Genomic DNA, 19,088 nt, shown 5'->3' with positions numbered 1-19,088 from the left:
ACTAAGTTATATTGAAATAGAGGTGAACCATCGGTGAAGCAGGTGTTAGTAATTAAGAATGAACGGTCTTTAGCGAAGAAAATCGTAAGCGGTCTAACGCAAGAAGGCTCTTTCATTTTAAAACTTCACAATGAAAACCAGGGTTTAAATATAATATATGAACAAGATTGGGATATTATCATATTGGATTGGGATTCATTAAGTATATCGGGACCAGAAATTTGTAGACAAATACGACTTGTTAAAACGACACCGCTCATTATTGTGACCGACAATATTTCTAGCAAGGATTGCATAGCAGGGTTACAAGCAGGAGCTGATGATTATATAAGAAAACCATTTGCGAAAGAAGAATTAGTAGCAAGGGTTAAAGCAATTTTAAGGAGAAGTGACTATATCCAGCAAAATGAGATAAACTTTTTTCAGTTTAAAGATCTCTTTGTTGATGCATCTAGCAATATTGTGAAAAAAGGTAGTGAAAATCTCTCGCTCACGAAGCGCGAGTACGATTTACTTGTATTTTTAATCAAGAATAAAAATACAATATTGAGCCGTGAAATGCTTTTGAATCAGGTTTGGGGATATAACGTAGTAGTAAATCCAAATGTAGTAGACTTATATATTGGGTATGTAAGAAAAAAATTAAAGTGCGAGAAGAAAGACAGATATATTCAAACGATACATGGCAGAGGCTATTCAATGATTGAATGATAAAAATAAGATAATAAAATAGTTTCTGTGAAATATTAAAAGAAGATTGCTATCAGAAATGGGCATTTTTTTGCAGTAGAAATCATGGTTTATAAGGTGCTAATCTATCGGTTAGTACGTGCGGGGGATGGATCTGGTGTGCATTAGTTGAGACCGTATCTAATTTATTTTTAATTTTATTAACTCACACCATTCACAAGATTTTCACAGAATTAATGACTATACTTATTTACAGGATGTTCAAATGAAAATGATTATCAATAGCAATTTAGATACATGAAAGTTATTATCTAATTCAATCTATGGACGTCATCATTTTCGAACTAAATTACATAATAAGGAGTATACGTATGAAAAAAACTATGCTTTTAAAATTAGTAAGTATTCTAGCAATTTTCACTTTAATGTTAGTAGCTTGCTCAGATTCAGGTAAGGAAACTTCGAAAGCTAATAAAGGTGATAGTAGTGATAAGCCAAAAACGGTTGAAATCACTGATGCTCATGGAACTGTTAAAGTCCCTGTAAATCCAAAGAATGTAGTTGCTTTAGATAATAGAACTTTTGAAACTTTAGCTGATTGGGGAATTAAATTAGCGGCTGCTCCAAAGGATATCATGCCTGCGGATTCAGCATATAAAAAAGATGATTCAGTTAAAAATATCGGGAATCACCGCGAACCAAATCTTGAAATTATTGCAGCGGCAAATCCTGAACTTGTAATCGTTGGTCAAAGATTTGCTGATCATTACGAAGAAATCAAAAAATTAGTGCCAAATGCAGCTGTTATTGATCTTAATTTTGATGTTTCTGAGAAGGCTACTAAGCCTGGAGAAAACTTAGTAAAAGGACTTAAAGATTCTACAACTACTTTAGGAAAAATCTTTGCTAAAGATAAAGAAGCTAAACAATTAGTAGCTGATTTTGATAAATCTATTGAAAAAGCAAAATCTGCTTATAACGGAAAAGATAAAGTTATGAGTGTTATCGTTACTGGTGGGAATATTGGTTTTGCTGCTCCACATTCTGGTCGTGTTTGGGGACCAATGTATGAAATTTTCGGTTGGACTCCAGCATTAGAAGTTTCGAATTCTACTGCAGGTCATAAAGGTGATGACGTTTCTGTTGAAGCTATCGCACAAACAAATCCTGATTGGCTTTTCGTATTAGATCGTGATGCTGCAACATCTGATGCAGCTAAGTCAGCTCCTGCTCAGGATGTTATTTCTAAATCACCAGCTCTTCAAAATACAACTGCTGTTTCTAAAAAACAAGTTATTTATGCACCAGCAGATACTTACACAAATGAATCAATTCAGACTTACGTAGAGTTATTTGGAAATATTGCAAAAACTTTAGCTAAGTAGTGTAAAGGGGTACGAAACAGTGTCAAAAAATATGATTTCTAGGGTTGAGAATATTTCTCAACCCCAGTTTTATAATCACAATAAAATATGGACAAAACCTTTTATAATAGCGGTTATAGTTGTTATAATTTTAGGGGTTATATCACTGTTTACCGGAGTTTATGATATTCGTGGACAAGAGGACGGAATGGAGATGTTTTTCATTACTCGTGTTCCGAGAACAGTTGCATTAATGCTTACTGGAGCTGCAATGGCGATGGCAGGACTCGTAATGCAACTCATTACACAGAATCGCTTTGTTGAACCTACTACAACGGGAACGATTGAATGGTCAGGCTTAGGCCTGCTTTTTGTATATTTATTATTTCCTGCCCCGACTTTAGTTCAAAGAATGACTGGCGCAATCATTTTTTCTTTTATAGGAACTATGATTTTCTTTTTATTTTTAAGAAGAGTTAAACTTCGTTCTTCTTTAATTGTCCCGATTATTGGATTGATGCTTGGAGCAGTTATTTCTGCAGTGTCTACGTTTATGGGACTTCTTTTTCAAATGACGCAAAGTATTGAAACTTGGTTCGTAGGTTCATTTGCTACTGTTCAGGTAGGAAGATATGAATATTTATGGCTGATTGTTATCGTTACTTTGTTTATTTTTATGTATGCTAATAGATTGACTTTAGCTGGACTAGGGGAAGATGTGGCAACAAGCCTTGGCGTTAATTACAATAGAATTGTTCTTTTTGGGACTGGTCTTATCTCTGTTGCTGTTGGAATTGTTGCAGCTGTTATTGGAAATTTACCTTTCTTAGGTTTAATTGTTCCAAACATTGTTTCCATGTTTAGAGGCGATGATCTTAGGAGTAATTTACCTTGGGTATGTGTGATCGGAATGGGGACAATAACTGCCTGTGACATCATTTCTCGAACAATTATAAAGCCGTTTGAATTACCTGTTTCTTTAATACTTGCAACAGTGGGAGCGGTCGTGTTTATTACTATTCTATTGAGACGAAGAAAACCAAGGAGGCTGCGATGATCACATTAGATTATAGAAATAAAGAAAATGTCGAAGTCGATTCTAGCCTTCATAATGAAAGTAGATCAGCTAGTGCTTTTCGTTCTAAGAAGGAAGCAAGACGTTATTGGATTGTACTGACAACATTGATTGCTTTAGGTCTCCTTTCTTCATATGGACTTTTAGTTTATAACAATCCAGTTCCGATAGATTCACCTTCTTTTATCCCAGTTGTTAAGAGAAGAATAGTAGCTATTGTTGCGATGATTATTGCTGCAGTTTGCCATAGCTTATCGACAGTTGCTTTCCAATCCATTACGAATAATAAGATTATTACTCCTTCACTTTTAGGTTTCGAATCACTTTATTCAGCAATTCAAACGAGTACAATATTCTTCTTTGGTGCTAGTGCATTAATAAACTTTAATGGAATTGGATCATTTTTATTTCAAGTTGTTGTGATGGTCTTGATGAGTTTGATACTTTATGGATGGTTACTTTCCGGTAAATACGGGAATTTACAACTTATGCTTTTAGTTGGAATTATTATTGGTACCGGGCTAAACTCTGTGTCAACTTTTATGAGAAAACTACTTGCGCCTTCAGAATTTGATATTTTACAAGCGAGATTATTTGGTTCTGTTAATCATGCAGACCCTGCATATTTTCCTGTTGTAATTCCTATGATCATAATTGTAGCGTTATTAATTTTTGCTCATTCTAAGAAGTTGAATGTTTTGTCACTAGGGAAGGATGTTGCTACTTCTTTTGGGGTTAAATATCAACCTAGTGTAATTTATACGCTTGTGTTAGTAGCTATTTTAATGTCTATCTCAACCGCTCTAATTGGGCCACTTACGTTCTACGGCTTTTTAGTAGCAACTTTGAGTTATCAGGCGGCGTCAACTTATGATCATAGATATATTTTCCCAATGGCGTTTGCTATAGGATTTTTAATAATGACGAGTGCATACTTTTTAATGTATCATGTATTCCATGCTCAAGGTGTAGTTTCAGTTATTATTGAATTATTTGGTGGAATCATATTCTTAACTATAGTTTTAAGGAAGAGGGCTTTATGATAAAAATCGATAATGTTAAAAAGTTCTATACTGATAAGGTGAAAATAGGACCTTTGGATATTGAAATACCAAAAGCAGGCTTTACTTCTTTAATTGGACCAAATGGCGCTGGAAAGTCTACGACACTTTTGATGATTGGAAGACTTTTAGATATGGATGAAGGTCAAATTCAGGTAGCGAATATGGATGTTTCTGAATCTAAATCAAAAGACTTAGCAAAAATTTTGACTATATTGCGACAAGAAAATCATTTTGTAACGAGGCTTACTGTTAGACAATTAGTTGGATTTGGGCGCTTTCCTTATTCAAAGGGAAGATTAACTAAAGAAGATGAGGTTATCATTTCTAAATATATCGATTTCTTAGATTTAACTAGTTTAGAGAATAGATATTTAGATGAGCTTTCTGGTGGTCAAAGACAAAGGGCATATGTAGCGATGGTATTGTGCCAAGAGACTGAATATGTACTTTTAGACGAACCTCTGAACAATCTGGATGTTGCTCGTTCTGTTCAAATGATGGAGCATTTAAGACGTGCGGCTAATGAATTTGGAAGAACAATTTTGACTGTTATGCATGACATCAATTTTGCAGCCAAATACTCAGATAAAATTTGTGCTATGAAAGATGGACAAATTGCTGCTTTTGGAACAGTAGAAGAGGTTATGGATCCAAAGATTTTGACAGATATTTTTGAAACAAAAATTGAAATTCTCAATGGTCCTTATGGTCCAATCGCTGTTTATTAGTTATAAAGTGTAAAAAAATACTGTAGCTTGTGTAGATTATGCAAGTTACTCTAGTTGAAGTTGCTGTCTGTAGTTTATAGGCAGCAGCTTTTTTTATGTGATTACTCATAAAATGCAAAGGAATGCTTCAATTTTTTAAGTATCTACCAAACGAAAAATTTATCTCTGTATAACTTTTTATAAGAATTCAGCTTGGTTCTTAATATGTAATATTGCATATAAGAGTGTATTGATAAAATTATAAGGGGTCACTATAATGAGGGCATAAAGATTAATCACATTTTCGTAGCAATAAAAAAGGAGGAAATAATATGGAAATCGCAATGGCAGTTTTGAAATTTGTAGGTGGCGTAATCCCGTTAATTCAAGAACTTTTAAAAGCATTTATGTAGGTTTATTAGTTAGCAATCATTTATCAATCATTATCATATCTTACTAAAAAAAGAACGGGGTGATTTTTCTGAATATTAAGAAAAACACTAAAAGAAGAAAGTTCCTTGCATGTTTATTAGTTAGTCTATGCACTATTAATTATTCATCTATTTCCTTCGCAGAAACACAAGTAGGTAATGTAACTGATGTAATCAAAAATGCTAGTGGCATTGATACTGGTATAGCAAATCTTAAATATAATAATCAAGAGGTTTTAGCTGTAAATGGTGATAAGGTAGAGAGTTTTGTTCCGAAAGAAAGCATCAATTCAAATGGTAAATTTGTAGTAGTGGAACGTGAGAAAAAATCACTTACAACTTCACCAGTCGATATTTCGATTATTGATTCTGTGGTGAATCGTACGTATCCAGGAGCGGTACAACTTGCAAATAAAGCTTTTGCAGACAATCAACCGAGTTTATTAGTGGCTAAGAGAAAGCCTTTGAATATTAGTATAGACTTACCTGGCATGAGAAAAGAAAATACAATTACTGTCCAAAATCCGACATATGGTAATGTGGCTGGAGCAGTAGATGATTTAGTATCTACTTGGAATGAAAAGTATTCTAAAACACATACGTTACCTGCAAGAATGCAGTATACAGAATCTATGGTTTATAGTAAATCACAAATCGCAAGTGCCCTTAACGTTAACGCTAAATATCTTGATAACAGTCTAAATATCGATTTTAATGCGGTTGCAAATGGAGAGAAGAAAGTGATGGTAGCGGCATATAAGCAAATATTTTATACCGTAAGTGCTGAACTACCTAACAATCCATCCGATCTTTTTGATAATAGTGTTACTTTTGGTGAGTTAACTCGTAAAGGTGTAAGTAATTCGGCTCCACCTGTTATGGTTTCAAATGTAGCTTATGGTAGAACTGTTTATGTAAAATTAGAAACAACATCTAAGAGTAAAGATGTACAAGCTGCTTTTAAAGCCTTACTTAAGAATAACAGCGTCGAAACGAGTGGACAGTATAAAGATATTTTTGAAGAAAGTACCTTTACTGCTGTAGTATTAGGCGGAGATGCGAAAGAGCATAACAAGGTTGTTACTAAAGATTTCAATGAAATCCGAAATATCATTAAAGATAATGCTGAATTAAGTCTTAAAAATCCAGCATATCCAATTTCATATACAAGCACTTTCTTAAAAGATAATGCAACTGCTGCTGTTCATAACAATACAGATTATATTGAGACGACAACTACAGAATATTCAAGTGCTAAAATGACACTTGATCATTACGGTGCTTACGTTGCTCAATTTGATGTATCTTGGGATGAATTCACATTTGATCAAAATGGGAAAGAAGTACTAACACATAAAACATGGGATGGTAGCGGCAGAGACAAAACAGCTCATTACTCTACAGTTATCCCTCTTCCACCAAATTCAAAAAATATAAAAATCGTAGCTAGAGAATGTACTGGTCTTGCATGGGAATGGTGGAGAACAATTATTAATGAACAAAATGTTCCATTAACAAATGAAATAAAAGTTTCAATTGGAGGAACAACATTATACCCAACGGCTAGTATTAGTCATTAGGTATAAAAAAGCGCCCTGTAATCAGGGCGCTTTTTTACTTAGTCACAAATTTTACTCTTTCCAAGACTGTTCTAGCAAAATAACGATCATAGTACCTACGAGTAGTCCGTTACTTAACACATATTGTAAGGAAGAAGGAATGCCGCTAAATGCACTTTCTGGAAGAAACATTATTCCTAAACTGATTAATAATGTAATTCCTAATATAGTTAATCGGCGTTGCTTTAATTCTTCACGTAAAATTGATTGAAATGAAAGGCCTATTACTTGGACAAATGTTGCTAAAAGTGCAGCATTAGCAATAGGGCCTGGAAGTAAGGATATAAAGCTTACAATTGAGGGAATAAAAGAAATTCCTGCTAATATGAGACTTGCTATAAGGAATGACTTCACTTTTCTTTGTCCTGTTAGTTGAATAAATCCTACTGATGCAGGTAATGGTACAATTCCAATTGTAGAAAACAACGACGAGATAATATGTGATATACCTCCGACCCATACACCACGGTTCAGTGTTTGCTTTTCATTTTCTTTAGATAATGGAGCCACTTGTTTTACAGCCGAAATAGCAGCAATCGTATTTGCAACTAAAAGAAATGTAAATAAAATTGCAGTTAGAGTCATTCCAATATCGAATCTAGGCATGCCCCAAGCAAATATCTGTGGTAACTTAACTAACGGTGTGTGTGAAGGCATATGAGGCGATTTTTCTAATAAAGCATACAAAAGCCAACCAAATGAAATGGCAAGTAACACAGCGTAACTTTTCATCCATCCTTTCCCTTTAATTGATAAGAAAGTAATAAGGGCAAAAACAAAGAGAGCAATAGTAGCTGTTGTATAGTCAGGATGAATTGCAGGTCCTTGTAATCCCATCATTCCTTTTAGTAACACACCACTAAGCTGAAGAGATAATATTAAAAGAAAGGTTCCTGTAACTAAAGGGGTAAATAAACGTAAGATTCGATGAACAAGCCCTGTTATACCAAGAACGAAGAGTAATATACCTGCAATAATTAACCCACCTTCTAAAAGTTGCAACACGTCTTTTGCACTTTGTCCCTGATGCATAGCTACTTGTCCCAGTATGACAAATATACTTACCCATGAACCTGCTGGACCATCTGCTATGGGATAGCGATGCCCAAACCATGCTTGTATAAATGAACTTACTCCCACGACTAAAAAAGTTCGCTGCATTAATGTTGAGATATCTTCAATTGATAAATGAAATATGCCACCAATAATGATAGGTAATGCAATTGCATTTGCTAATAGAAACACAAACCACTGTAGAATACTAAAGCTCGTATTAAAGTATTTTTTGTTCATATTATTCTCCTTTGTCGAAAAAGAATCTCATAGTAAAAATCCATCCTTTCTATACAGTTAGATTAAAAAGGATGGATTTTATAAATCTATAAAATTATTTTAATTATATATATAGATTTAAAATTAATTACCATGTACGGAATGGTAAGAATTTACCGTTAAGTGTAATCACGATACGAGGATCGCCACCTTTTGGATCTTCTTGTGTATCCACACCTAGATTGAAGTTAATTGCACTCATTACACCTTCGCCAGCTTTTTCTAAGATTAATTCTCTAAGAGTTGGTGCGTATTGTAACATCATTTCATATAGTCGATATAAGATTGGGTCAGTAGGAGGCATTTGCATTACTTGGCCGCGAAGTGGAACTACTGTTAATGCTTGAACTACATCTTCATCTAATTCTAATAGTTTACCGATTTTTTCTGCTTCCGGACGTGTCATTGTAGCTTGTCCTAATAATGCTGTTACAACCCAAGTCTCAGAGTTTTCGCTTACTTTTGAAATTTCTTCCCATGTTAACCCTTTTGCAATTTTTGCTTCCATAATTTTTTGCGTAGCTTCTTGTCTATTCATATCTAATAACTTCCCTTCATTTAAGTAATAATTAATGTTCCATACCATTTAATGTTTTATATCCGTCGACTACTAAATCTAATTTACCTGTATGAGGATCAATAACTAAACCATGTACAGGAACATCTTTTGGAATAAGTGGATGATTTCTTACTAAATCAACATTAGCTTGTGTTGAATCGCAAACATCATCGAATCCAAATAACCACTTTTCAAGGTCAACACCAGCATATTCAATTGCTGATAAAATTTCTGGTGAAGCTACTCCACGATCTAATATTTTTTGAAGTGTTCCTTTTGGATTCGTTTGGCTCGCACCACATCTATGGTGTCCAATAAGGAAGATTTCATCTGCATTTAAATCGTATACTGACGCGACAACACTTTGCATAACACTATCGAAAGCAGAAGCAATTTTACCACCTGCATTTCTGATAACTTTTGCATCACCATCGTGTATATCTAAAGCTTTTGGAAGTAGCTCAATTAAACGAGCATCCATGCAAGAAACAACAACCATACGTTTTTTAGGCATTTTTGTCGCTTCACGAGGAGCGTATTCCTTATTTTCTACAAATTGTTCATTGAACGATAGAATTTCTTGTAATAACATATTTGTAACCTCCTTTAAATCTAGATGTATTTTTTTGTTGCGTCCTCTGTGTTATAAGTAAATATACCTGATAAATAATGTGATGTAAGAGGATAAACTAAGTATAGTGAATTGTATCGATAAGCAGAATAAGTTGGCGAAACACTTTCGGGCTTTCTACTTTCACGGTGAAAGGATTGGTTTATATCATTGATCAAACAGATTTTGAGATACTGAAATTATTAGGAGAAAACTCAAGAATACAATGGAAAGAGCTTGGCCAAAAAATACATATGACGGGGCAGGCCGTAGGAAATCGAATTCGAAGATTAGAAGATTTAGGGGTTATTGAACAGTATACAATTGCAATAAACCGAATCAAATTAGGACAAGTAGTGACTGCATTTGTTACTTTGTTCGTAACAACAGCTAATCACCAAGAGTTTATGAATTTCTTTCAAGGAGAAGAAGGGATTTCTGAAGTACACCGTATAAGTGGTGAGGGGTGTTATTTATTAAAAACACATTTTGCTTCCAATGAAGAATTAGATAACTTTCTAGGACGATTATTAAAGTACGGGAACTATCGTGTTAATCTATCAATAGGAAAGTTGAAATAAGGTTTCTTTTCTTTGGAGGTTATAGTGACTTTGTTTTCCGTTTTGTGGAAAACTTATAAGCTAATGATTAACTTAGTGGTATTGTAGACTGAAAATCATAACTTGCCGGAGAGGCGGGGGATGGTTTTTTGTTTGTAGATTTTTAAGTTAGAACTAGAAGTTTTAAGGATATGTTGATGAGGTATGTAATGTTAACTTAATGATTCATCTAATCGCATGTTTACTTAGACGAATCATTAAGTAACAAAAAATCTTGGTATTTTCATGCATTGTTATCTGTGTTTAGTGATAGCTTTTGTTGTTTTTTTAATTTTTCAGGTGTCACGTCATTTCCTAAAGGATCTAATATTTTTAATCCTGTAACAGTGGTGTTGATTTGACCACGAATAATTTGAAGATACTCCCCGCGTAATACTTTACGCTCATGTAATTCTGTTTTTGTTAAACCTGCTTCTTTTTGTTTGTTGGCTAGTTCATTAATTCGATTTAAAACTTCAAGCATTGTTTTCTCCGCCTTTCTTTTTTGCAAGTAGTCGGTAAGGTTGTAGTTTTGCATTATGATTATGGTTATGGTTGCTACCATCATAGTTTCATTAATAGTGTTTATCGTACTTTCATTCCAAAAGTACGATAAACACGGTGATTAAAACCCGCCATTCCAAGATGTTACTTCATCTACAGTTAATCGAACTGATGGAAATCCGGGCTCTTTTGCTTTGCCTAATGCAATCATTAAAACGTCAGTTAAGTTTTCTTGAACGTTAAATGTTTTGCGGAATTCTTCAACGTTATAGCCAAGCATTGGGACAGTATCATATCCTCTCGCTTTTGCAGCAAGCATCAATTGCATAGCTAGCAAACCACCATCAAGCATTTGCCATTCTCTTTTTCCTTGGTCACTGACAGGTGCATAAAACTCACGAATGCTGTTGTTTAGTCTAGTTTTAATTTCTTCTGTCATGAATCCAGCAGCTACTGCACGCTCATTTACTTTATTGATATGTTCGAATTCATGGGCGTTATTTTCGCTTAAAATTACGATCATAGCTGATGCCTCTAACACTTGTGGTTGGTTTAATGCGATTGGATGAAGCTTTTCTTTTAAATCTTGATCTGTAATTACCATGAAACGCCATGGGTTTAAGTTAGAACTACTTGGTGCTAACATTGCTTCTTCTAAAAGTTCTTTAATTTCTTCATTAGAGATTGTAACTGAAGGATCATAGGAACGAACGGAACGACGCTCACGAATTACATCATAAAAATTTGCAGTACGATTTTCTTTTTTCATTTTTAAATACCTCCACTAAGTTGCTTACATGCATCATTATGGTATAGTACAGGTACTATGAAAAGTACGCACTTTTCCGTGATATAGACACCATCTCGTGACATAGGCACGAGAAAGTGCCTATCAAAATACAGAAGGAGTTCAGTATGAAAAAAGAGTATAACAATAGAATTGAAGTCGTTTTGGATGTGATCGGAGGAAAGTGGAAATCCCACATTTTATATCATTTAACAAGTGGACCGACAAGAACGGGTGAGTTAAAAAGGTTGGTAACTGGTATTACACAAAAGATGCTTACTGAGCAATTGAAAGAGCTTGAAAAGGATGGGCTCGTATCTAGAAAAGTATACAATCAAGTGCCACCGAAAGTGGAATATTCCCTTACAGAACAGGGACAATCATTAAAACAAGGTTTAAAAGTACTTTGTAATTGGGGTAGCGGTTATATTGAGCATAAATATCCTAATGGTGAAGTGATAGTGAAAGAGGACGATCACATATGATTTAACATTTCTGTAAGTATAATTTTGCTATAATAAATAAGTACTTATACGAAGGGGAGCTAAAAGAGAAAATGAAGTTTAATATCGATCATTACATAGCTAGCATTTTGCAGTGGATATTGAATATAGCGTTAATTATATTATCCATTGTATTATCTATCTTTTTAATTAACGAGACTATCACATTTATTCAATACATATTTTCAACAAAGGAATATACATCGTATAAATTGGTTGAAAGTATCATCGTCTATTTCTTATACTTCGAGTTCATCGCATTGATTATTAAGTATTTTAAGTCGAATTATCATTTCCCGTTACGTTATTTTATTTATATCGGAATTACAGCTTTAATTCGATTAATTATTGTATCTCATGAGGAACCTATGGAGACGTTATTATACGCAGGAGCAATTCTTGTTTTAGTCATTGCTTTATACATATCAAATATGAGAGATTTGAGAAAAGAGTAGTAGTGCAGACGTAGCTTGCACTACTTTTTATGTCTTGACCTTCAAGTTACTTGAAAGTTTACAATGAAAATAGGGCGTTTGAAATTGAAAAAAATTGAGAAATTAAGTGAAGAGGTTTCTTTTACTTGGAGGTTATAGAAATGAGTCAGGAATTAAAGTTACGTCCTTTAGAACGGGAAGATTTAAAGTTTGTACACGAACTTAATAATAATGCACATATTATGTCTTATTGGTTTGAAGAGCCGTATGAAGCTTTTGTAGAACTACAGGATTTATATGATAAACATATCCATGATCAAAGTGAACGCCGTTTTATCCTGGAGAAAGATAATGAGATGGTTGGATTAGTCGAGTTAGTGGAAATCGATTATATTCATCGAAGAACTGAATTCCAAATTATTATTGATCCGAATTATCAAGGACATGGTTATGCAGCGGAAGCGACGCGTTTAGCGATGGATTACGCTTTTTCTGTATTAAATATGCATAAACTTTATTTAGTGGTGGATAAGGAAAATGAAAAAGCAGTACATGTTTATAAAAAGGTTGGATTTATGGTGGAAGGTGAACTTCTCGACGAGTTTTTCGTTGATGGTAACTATCATAATGCGATAAGAATGTGCATGTTCCAGAAGGAATATTTTGAAAGCAAGTAGTTGAATGATTTGGAAGTAATGTTGACGCTTCGTAAAACTGTATGCTAAAATCCCTTTTAAGTATTAAGGAAGGTGCAGAACATGCTTTATATAAAATTTGTAAAACTCATTAGAAAACTTTGCTCCGCACAAATGTATACGGTGAAGCGTTGTACGGAGCTTAATCAAGGGGCATAAATCCCCTATATTCATCGGCTGAATAACTTTTCAAAAAAAGTATAGTTTACCTATGCTTATTTCGTTATGGTTATTCAGCTGATGCATAAAATAGATTAAGGGGCCATAGACAATGCTTTGTCTATGGCCCTTTGTGTATATTATTCCAATGAGCTTTTACTGTAAATTGGAGTAGTATGGGAAAAACCACGAAGCAGAGGGCTAGTGTCGAATGACGCTACCTCTCTGCTTTTTTTAATTTCAGGAAAAGAGGAATAAAAATGAGTTTACTTAAAGTTGAAAGTTTATCACATAGTTTTATAGATAAAGCATTATACGAAAATGCTTCTTTTGATTTGCATAAAGGAGAACATATGGGGATTGTTGGGCAGAATGGTGCAGGAAAAAGCACATTAATGAAAATATTGGTGGGGGAAATTATTTCTGATAAAGGGAGCATTAAGTGGCAACCTAATATTCAAATTGGACATCTTGATCAATATGCAGAAATTGATGGGAGCTATACCATTGCACAATATTTAAAGCGAGCCTTTTATGATTTGTTTGAAATGGAAAAGAGAATGAATACGTTATATGAAGAAAGTGCGATGACTGGAGATGAGAATCAACTATTGAAAGTAGCTGAAATACAAGAGCAGCTTGAGGCTCGTGATTTTTATTCAGTAGACAGCGTAATAAATAAGGTGGCAGCCGGTTTAGGTATTGACGCTATTGGGATGGATTGTGTTATTGGTGAATTAAGCGGAGGACAACGGGCAAAGGTGATTTTAGCAAAGCTTTTATTAGAAGAGCCTAATATTTTATTACTAGATGAACCGACAAACTTTCTTGATAAAGAGCATGTTGAATGGCTTGCTAATTATTTAATGAATTTTGAAGGGGCGTTTATTGTAGTATCACATGATTTTGATTTTCTAGAGAAAGTAACTTCTTGCATATGTGATGTAGAGTTTGGAACGGTGAAGAAGTATTACGGCAAATACTCAGATTTTGTAAGACAAAAGGAGCATTTGCGAAAAGATTATATTCGCCAATATCATGCACAGCAGAAGAAAATTGAAAAAACGGAAGAGTATATTCGTAGAAATATCGCTGGAGTAAATTCAAAAATAGCACAAGGACGCAGAAAGCAGTTGCAACGTATGGAAAGAATTGCACCACCAAGTTTTACTCATAAACCGTCTATTCATTTTCAGGAACTTCCCATTTCAGTTCAGATAGTTCTTGAAGTAAATAACCTTGAAGTTGGTTACGATTTTGCTCTCTTACCAAAGTTGAATTTTTCAGTAATGGGTGGGCAAAAACTTGTTATTACAGGATTCAATGGAGTAGGGAAATCTACTTTATTAAAAACAATCGTTGGAAATATTGCTAGTATTTCTGGAGAATTTCATTTTTCAGAGCAAATAAAGATGGGTTACTATGAGCAAGATTTACATTGGCGCAATGATTCTTTAACGCCGCTTCAAATTATTTCGGAACAGTTTCCAAAACTGAATACGAAGGAAATACGTCATCATTTAGCTGCATGTGGTGTGAAGGATACTCATGTTTCACAAGAAATTCGTACGTTGAGTGGTGGTGAACAATCAAAGGTTAAATTATGCGGATTGTTATTATCACCTTGTAATTTCTTAATTTTAGATGAGCCGACAAATCATCTAGATGCGGAAGCGAAAGAAGCTGTGCGAAAGGCGTTAATACAATTTAAGGGGAGCGTTATACTCGTATCTCACGAAGCAAGTTTTTATCTTGATTGGACAGATAGTATTTTTAATATAGAGACAGGATTAGTTAAGGGGGTGTGAAACATATGAGTAGAAATGATTGGAAAAAGAAAATTATTATATTTTTGACTGCTCAAACTATTTCGTTGTTCGGTTCCTCTCTCGTGCAATACGCGATTATATGGTATATCACCTTAACCACATCGTCAGGGTTAATGTTGACCATTTCAACCGTTTGTGGTTTCCTACCACAAATTGCGATATCTTTGTTTGCAGGTGTTTGGATTGATCGTTACGATCGTAAAAAGATGATTATGTTATCGGACGGGGTTATAGCAATTGCTACGTTAGTTTTAGCAGTTTTATTTTTAACAGGATATAAAAGTATTTGGCTACTTTTTATAGTACTACTCATTCGTTCAGCTGGGACAGGGATACAAACGCCAGCTGTGAATGCGTTAATTCCACAAATTGTTCCGAAAGATTATCTTATGAAAGTAAATGGGATAAATAGTAGTATTACATCTTTAATTATGTTTCTTTCACCGGCGGCAAGTGCCGCAATTCTTTCTGTTACTAGCATTGAAACGACATTTTTTATTGATGTTATTACGGCTATGATTGGAATTAGTATTATGTTTATTATTCAAGTGGAGAGACATGTGAATGCAGAGAGTAAGCAAAAATCTAATCTACAAGGCATAAAAGAAGGTTTTGCTTATTTAAAAGAAAATGTATTTATTAAAAGGCTACTCGTTTTATTAATCATTGTCATGATTTTAATAAGCCCAGCTGCCTTTTTAACACCTTTAATGGTAACCCGTTCCTTCGGTGCAGAAATGTGGAGACTTACTGCTAGTGAGATGACTTTTAGTGCGGGGGCAGCAGCTGGTGGCGTATTAATTGCGGCATGGGGTGGTTTCCGTAATCGTATGCATACAACAGCGCTAGCTTGTGCGTTGTATGGACTACTTATGATTGGACTAGGAATTGCACCCATATTTATTATGTATTTAGTATTTAATTTTTTAATTGGTATAACAATGCCGTGCTTCAATACACCAGTTACTGTGTTATTGCAGGAAAAAGTAGAACCTTCTATGCATGGGCGTATGTTTAGTGTTGTACAAATCGCTAATTCATGCGCACTTCCTTTAGGAATGATCATATTTGGTCCATTGGCTGATATGTTTAGTGTAGAAATTTTGTTGATTTATGCTGGGATATTCGTGCTGTTGTGTGCGATTTATGTTGTAGTGAGTAAGAGGTTTGAAGTGTAAATGTTTATGTTTGAAAAGGTTTGTAAGACAATGTAAGATGCTTCGCAAATCTTTTTGTTTTCAATATAGTCAATAATAATTTATTGTAAAACAATAAATTATTATTGACTATTAATGTTATTTTGGATAATATGATGTTAACAATCTAAGGGTAATTATATGAATAGAGGAGAATGTGAAATGATAAATAAATACATAGTGGCTATTTCTTTCATGATTTTAGCGATTATTTCTTTAACTATACATGCTTCAAACAGCAAAGTAGGAGCGAATGGATTCCTTGAAGAACCTTTCTTTTTCCTAGTACCGATAAGTTATGTATTGTTCCTTAGTGGTATTGGTGTATTATTATTTGGATTTATTACTTCAAAGCTGAAAAAAAGTAATAGATAAAATGGAGTTTAATTAGTGAGGGATCCATAAATCGGGACAAAACACTCACTATGAAATAGAAACATACTATATGGAAGAAAAATAATAAGTGAGCTGAATAATGATGAATCATTATTTTTATAATGGTAGACAGGTAGGGGCAGCTATTACGCTAGCCGGAGCACAGGGAACAATTCATGCTGTGTATCAGGCTATTCAAATGCAGCAGCAAGCACAAGCAACACAAATGATGCAAAGTCAGTATATGCCGTATTCACAGTTTCCAATGCAATTTGTACATTATGATGTGCATCCAGCTGGTTTATTTTCCATTCCATATGGCGGAACATACTTCTTATAAAAGAAAGCGACTGATCAGAGTCGCTTTCTTTTTTATATTCCGCCTAGCTTCATGCCAAGGAATGCAAAAAGGATACCAATCATATAAGTGGCACTTAAATATAGAAATAGTATGCCAAAGTTTTTACGATTGAGAAGCTGAACAGATTCTAATTTAAATGTTGAAAATGTAGTGAAGGCACCCATAAATCCAGTGCCTAATAATAACTGCCAGCCTGTAGTGACGCCGTTGCCAATTATATATCCGAGTAAAAACGCCCCTGTTATGTTAATGAGAAATGTAGCAAGTGGAAATGAAGTTTTATTTCTTTTTTTAAACCAATTGCTAATTGCAAATCGTGTAATAGCACCGAAGAAACCTCCAGTTGCTACTAATAAAGCTTCTATCATAAGTGATCACCCTCCGTAAGATGTTTCTTAATTAAGAAATCACCTAGTGTATAGCCAAGACCAGACATAATGAGACCACCAAGTATGCTGCATGATACATATAAGAAAGCCGTACCCCATTCAGAAAGATTGAGTAATTGCACAGTCTCTACACTGAATGTTGAAAACGTCGTAAAGGAACCGATAAATCCAGTTCCAATGCCTGTGATAACCTCCGAAGGTAAGATGTTTAGCCGAGCAATATACGTAGTTAGCCATGCTAATAAGAAGCAGCCGACTAAGTTAATGAGTAATGTAGCTAATGGAAATGAATGATGCCAAAATTCATGAATAGTAAGACCTAAATAATAACGAGAAAGGGCTCCTAATATACCGGCAATGCCAACGATAATATAAATCAATTTTCTCACCTCTTTAAATAGCTTGCTCAAAAAAATAGACTCCTACCAGTAGTTATACTGGTAGGAGTCATTAGCTAAGCAGCGTTTATGGCGAACTCCATCGCCTATGATTATTACATATAGTGTACTAAACATTGCGTTTGATTTCCAGTGAAGAAGTTGGGGTGTTTTGTCTTTTTTTGATGATTTAAGAGCAAGAATCATTACTTATAAACTAAATATAGTGATATAGGGTTTTCGATGTGATAAAATATTTCGTATGTCTGTCATTCAGTTTCAGTTAACTGAAAATAGAGAAAATTAAGTTGTGTGTTTTAGAAAAGGGGCGTTTATTTGAAGAAATTATTAAAAATAGTACTTATATGTATTTTAGTAGGAGCGGGAATTGTAGGTGGATTTTTAGGATATATGACACTTACAAAAGAACAGCCGGCTGATGTTGTAAGTTTGAAGGTGGGAAATAATAAGGAGCGTGTATTAGCGCCTGACAATGAGTTTAAAGTTACAACATTTAATATTGGATATGCTGGATTAGATAAGGATCAAGATTTCTTTATGGATGGCGGAAAGGGATCTGGTTCAAGTAGTAAAGAACAGACTGAAGTGAACTTAAAGAATATGCTTTCGTTTTTACAAAATGAGAATAGTGATTTTGCGTTATTACAAGAAGTCGATATAAAATCAATGCGATCTTTTGATGTAAATGGGCATGAATTTTTGAAAAAAGGATTACCGGATTATGCTTCGTCATTCGGGAAGAACTATGATACAAAATGGGTCCCTGTCCCAATTACAAGTCCAATGGGATATGCGGAGGCTGGATTAAGTACGTTTTCTAAATATAAAGTTCAAACAGCGGAGAGGTTCCAGCTTCCTGGAATGGAGCCTTGGCCAAAGCGTTTGTTTGATTTAGATCGAGCGATTGTTGAGCACAAAATTCCTGTTAATAATGGGAAGTTTGTTAGACTCGTAAATTTACATTTGTCTGCTTATGATGAAGGCGGGAAAATTAGAAAGCAGCAAGTAGAGTTTTTAAAAGAATATATGAACAAGCATTATAAAAATGGTGATTACGTAATTATGGGCGGAGATTGGAATCAATTACTTTCTAGCGCTCAGCTAAGTGATCCGAAGTTTGTGAAAGAGCGTCCTGAGTGGTTAGTAGAGTTACCAAAGGACTTTACTGATGGTGGCTTTAAGTGGGCTGTAGATCCGTCTGTTATGACGGTGAGAGATGATGTGAAGAAATATGTGGAGGGTGAAAACTTCGTCACGATTATTGATGGTTTTATCGTTTCACCGAATGTTGAGATTGTAAATGTACAAGGGAAAGATTTAAAGTTTGAGAATAGTGATCATAACCCAGTGAGTGCGGTATTTAAGCTGAAGTAATCGATATGTATAAGTAGAAGGTGGGGCTTCATAT

22 protein-coding genes and 1 riboswitch are annotated in these 19,088 nt (G+C 34.4%); of the genes, 15 read left to right on the top strand and 7 right to left on the bottom strand.

Annotation, left to right across the window (positions count from 1 at the left end; genetic code table 11):
- The first annotated feature begins 33 nt into the window (after positions 1–33).
- The 6 genes from KZZ19_RS25065 (at position 34) to alo (ending at position 6,911) form a co-directional block, all read left to right on the top strand.
- Entirely contained in the window at positions 34–711 is a 678-nt protein-coding gene (locus KZZ19_RS25065; RefSeq protein WP_237981285.1) for a response regulator transcription factor, read from the top strand.
- 350 nt (positions 712–1,061) lie between these two features.
- The gene (locus tag KZZ19_RS25060; protein ID WP_016130833.1) at positions 1,062–2,075 is read left to right on the top strand and encodes a siderophore ABC transporter substrate-binding protein; all 1,014 of its coding nucleotides are present in this window, start codon (positions 1,062–1,064) and stop codon (positions 2,073–2,075) included.
- 19 nt (positions 2,076–2,094) lie between these two features.
- On the top strand, positions 2,095–3,111 hold the full coding sequence (locus KZZ19_RS25055) for an ABC transporter permease (protein WP_097809432.1): 1,017 nt from the start codon (positions 2,095–2,097) through the stop codon (positions 3,109–3,111).
- The gene (locus KZZ19_RS25050; protein WP_237981286.1) at positions 3,108–4,172 is read left to right on the top strand and encodes an iron chelate uptake ABC transporter family permease subunit; all 1,065 of its coding nucleotides are present in this window, start codon (positions 3,108–3,110) and stop codon (positions 4,170–4,172) included. Before KZZ19_RS25055 ends, KZZ19_RS25050 begins: the two co-directional genes overlap by 4 nt.
- Positions 4,169–4,921 carry an iron ABC transporter ATP-binding protein gene (locus KZZ19_RS25045; protein WP_237981287.1) on the top strand — a complete coding sequence of 251 codons (753 nt, stop codon included), beginning with the start codon at positions 4,169–4,171 and terminating at the stop codon, positions 4,919–4,921. Before KZZ19_RS25050 ends, KZZ19_RS25045 begins: the two co-directional genes overlap by 4 nt.
- Positions 4,922–5,372: 451 nt before the next feature.
- Positions 5,373–6,911 carry an anthrolysin O/cereolysin O family cholesterol-dependent cytolysin Alo gene (alo, locus tag KZZ19_RS25040; RefSeq protein WP_237981288.1) on the top strand — a complete coding sequence of 513 codons (1,539 nt, stop codon included), beginning with the start codon at positions 5,373–5,375 and terminating at the stop codon, positions 6,909–6,911.
- 51 nt (positions 6,912–6,962) lie between these two features.
- On the opposite strand, the gene KZZ19_RS25035 is transcribed toward alo, so the two are convergent.
- The 3 genes from KZZ19_RS25035 to KZZ19_RS25025 all read right to left on the bottom strand — a co-directional run bounded on the left by KZZ19_RS25035 (position 6,963) and on the right by KZZ19_RS25025 (position 9,433).
- Positions 6,963–8,243 carry a purine/pyrimidine permease gene (locus tag KZZ19_RS25035; protein WP_237981289.1) on the bottom strand — a complete coding sequence of 427 codons (1,281 nt, stop codon included), beginning with the start codon at positions 8,241–8,243 and terminating at the stop codon, positions 6,963–6,965.
- Between the two features lie 127 nt (positions 8,244–8,370).
- Entirely contained in the window at positions 8,371–8,820 is a 450-nt protein-coding gene (cynS, locus tag KZZ19_RS25030) for a cyanase (RefSeq protein ID WP_237981290.1), read from the bottom strand.
- A 31-nt stretch (positions 8,821–8,851) separates the two neighbouring features.
- The gene (locus KZZ19_RS25025; protein ID WP_237981291.1) at positions 8,852–9,433 is read right to left on the bottom strand and encodes a beta-class carbonic anhydrase; all 582 of its coding nucleotides are present in this window, start codon (positions 9,431–9,433) and stop codon (positions 8,852–8,854) included.
- 167 nt (positions 9,434–9,600) lie between these two features.
- On the opposite strand from KZZ19_RS25025, the gene KZZ19_RS25020 reads away from it, so the two are divergent.
- Positions 9,601–10,032 (top strand): Lrp/AsnC family transcriptional regulator, encoded by a 432-nt coding sequence (locus KZZ19_RS25020; RefSeq protein ID WP_002019685.1) that lies wholly within the window; start codon positions 9,601–9,603, stop codon positions 10,030–10,032.
- A gap of 262 nt (positions 10,033–10,294) precedes the next feature.
- On the opposite strand, the gene KZZ19_RS25015 is transcribed toward KZZ19_RS25020, so the two are convergent.
- Positions 10,295–10,534 (bottom strand): DUF896 domain-containing protein, encoded by a 240-nt coding sequence (locus tag KZZ19_RS25015; protein ID WP_088098342.1) that lies wholly within the window; start codon positions 10,532–10,534, stop codon positions 10,295–10,297.
- Positions 10,535–10,675: 141 nt separating this feature from the next.
- Positions 10,676–11,323, bottom strand: coding sequence for a nitroreductase family protein (locus KZZ19_RS25010; RefSeq protein ID WP_237981292.1), 648 nt, complete (start codon positions 11,321–11,323; stop codon positions 10,676–10,678).
- A 146-nt stretch (positions 11,324–11,469) separates the two neighbouring features.
- On the opposite strand from KZZ19_RS25010, the gene KZZ19_RS25005 reads away from it, so the two are divergent.
- The 7 genes from KZZ19_RS25005 to KZZ19_RS24975 all read left to right on the top strand — a co-directional run bounded on the left by KZZ19_RS25005 (position 11,470) and on the right by KZZ19_RS24975 (position 16,872).
- Positions 11,470–11,826: a winged helix-turn-helix transcriptional regulator gene (locus KZZ19_RS25005; RefSeq protein ID WP_237981293.1), complete on the top strand. Its 357-nt coding sequence runs from the start codon at positions 11,470–11,472 to the stop codon at positions 11,824–11,826.
- A gap of 71 nt (positions 11,827–11,897) precedes the next feature.
- Complete coding sequence (gene psiE, locus KZZ19_RS25000) at positions 11,898–12,299, top strand: phosphate-starvation-inducible protein PsiE (RefSeq protein WP_087983029.1); 402 nt, start codon at positions 11,898–11,900, stop codon at positions 12,297–12,299.
- A 140-nt stretch (positions 12,300–12,439) separates the two neighbouring features.
- Complete coding sequence (speG, locus tag KZZ19_RS24995) at positions 12,440–12,955, top strand: spermidine N1-acetyltransferase (protein ID WP_016085620.1); 516 nt, start codon at positions 12,440–12,442, stop codon at positions 12,953–12,955.
- Positions 12,956–13,392: 437 nt separating this feature from the next.
- Complete coding sequence (locus KZZ19_RS24990) at positions 13,393–14,940, top strand: ABC-F family ATP-binding cassette domain-containing protein (RefSeq protein WP_237981294.1); 1,548 nt, start codon at positions 13,393–13,395, stop codon at positions 14,938–14,940.
- Positions 14,941–14,945: 5 nt separating this feature from the next.
- The gene (locus KZZ19_RS24985; protein ID WP_237981295.1) at positions 14,946–16,139 is read left to right on the top strand and encodes an MFS transporter; all 1,194 of its coding nucleotides are present in this window, start codon (positions 14,946–14,948) and stop codon (positions 16,137–16,139) included.
- A 159-nt stretch (positions 16,140–16,298) separates the two neighbouring features.
- Positions 16,299–16,532, top strand: a complete 234-nt coding sequence (locus KZZ19_RS24980) for a DUF3955 domain-containing protein (protein WP_237981296.1) — start codon at positions 16,299–16,301, stop codon at positions 16,530–16,532.
- Positions 16,533–16,632: 100 nt separating this feature from the next.
- The gene (locus KZZ19_RS24975; protein ID WP_237981297.1) at positions 16,633–16,872 is read left to right on the top strand and encodes a DUF3947 family protein; all 240 of its coding nucleotides are present in this window, start codon (positions 16,633–16,635) and stop codon (positions 16,870–16,872) included.
- Between the two features lie 32 nt (positions 16,873–16,904).
- Here the strand turns inward: KZZ19_RS24975 and crcB (KZZ19_RS24970) are convergent, their stop codons facing one another.
- Both crcB (KZZ19_RS24970) and crcB (KZZ19_RS24965) read right to left on the bottom strand, forming a co-directional pair.
- Entirely contained in the window at positions 16,905–17,261 is a 357-nt protein-coding gene (gene crcB / locus KZZ19_RS24970; protein WP_237981298.1) for a fluoride efflux transporter CrcB, read from the bottom strand.
- Positions 17,258–17,662 (bottom strand): fluoride efflux transporter CrcB, encoded by a 405-nt coding sequence (gene crcB, locus KZZ19_RS24965; RefSeq protein ID WP_140392599.1) that lies wholly within the window; start codon positions 17,660–17,662, stop codon positions 17,258–17,260. Before crcB (KZZ19_RS24965) ends, crcB (KZZ19_RS24970) begins: the two co-directional genes overlap by 4 nt.
- Before the next feature lie 54 nt (positions 17,663–17,716).
- A riboswitch (Fluoride riboswitch) is annotated at positions 17,717–17,776 on the bottom strand.
- A 219-nt stretch (positions 17,777–17,995) separates the two neighbouring features.
- Between crcB (KZZ19_RS24965) and KZZ19_RS24960 the strand changes: the two genes are divergently transcribed.
- Positions 17,996–19,054: an endonuclease/exonuclease/phosphatase family protein gene (locus tag KZZ19_RS24960; protein WP_237981299.1), complete on the top strand. Its 1,059-nt coding sequence runs from the start codon at positions 17,996–17,998 to the stop codon at positions 19,052–19,054.
- The last annotated feature ends 34 nt before the right edge of the window (positions 19,055–19,088 follow it).

Origin of the sequence: Bacillus thuringiensis (assembly GCF_022095615.2) — a bacterium.
GTDB lineage: Bacteria > Bacillota > Bacilli > Bacillales > Bacillaceae_G > Bacillus_A > Bacillus_A cereus_AG.
This window is presented reverse-complemented; position numbering and strand designations above follow the sequence as displayed.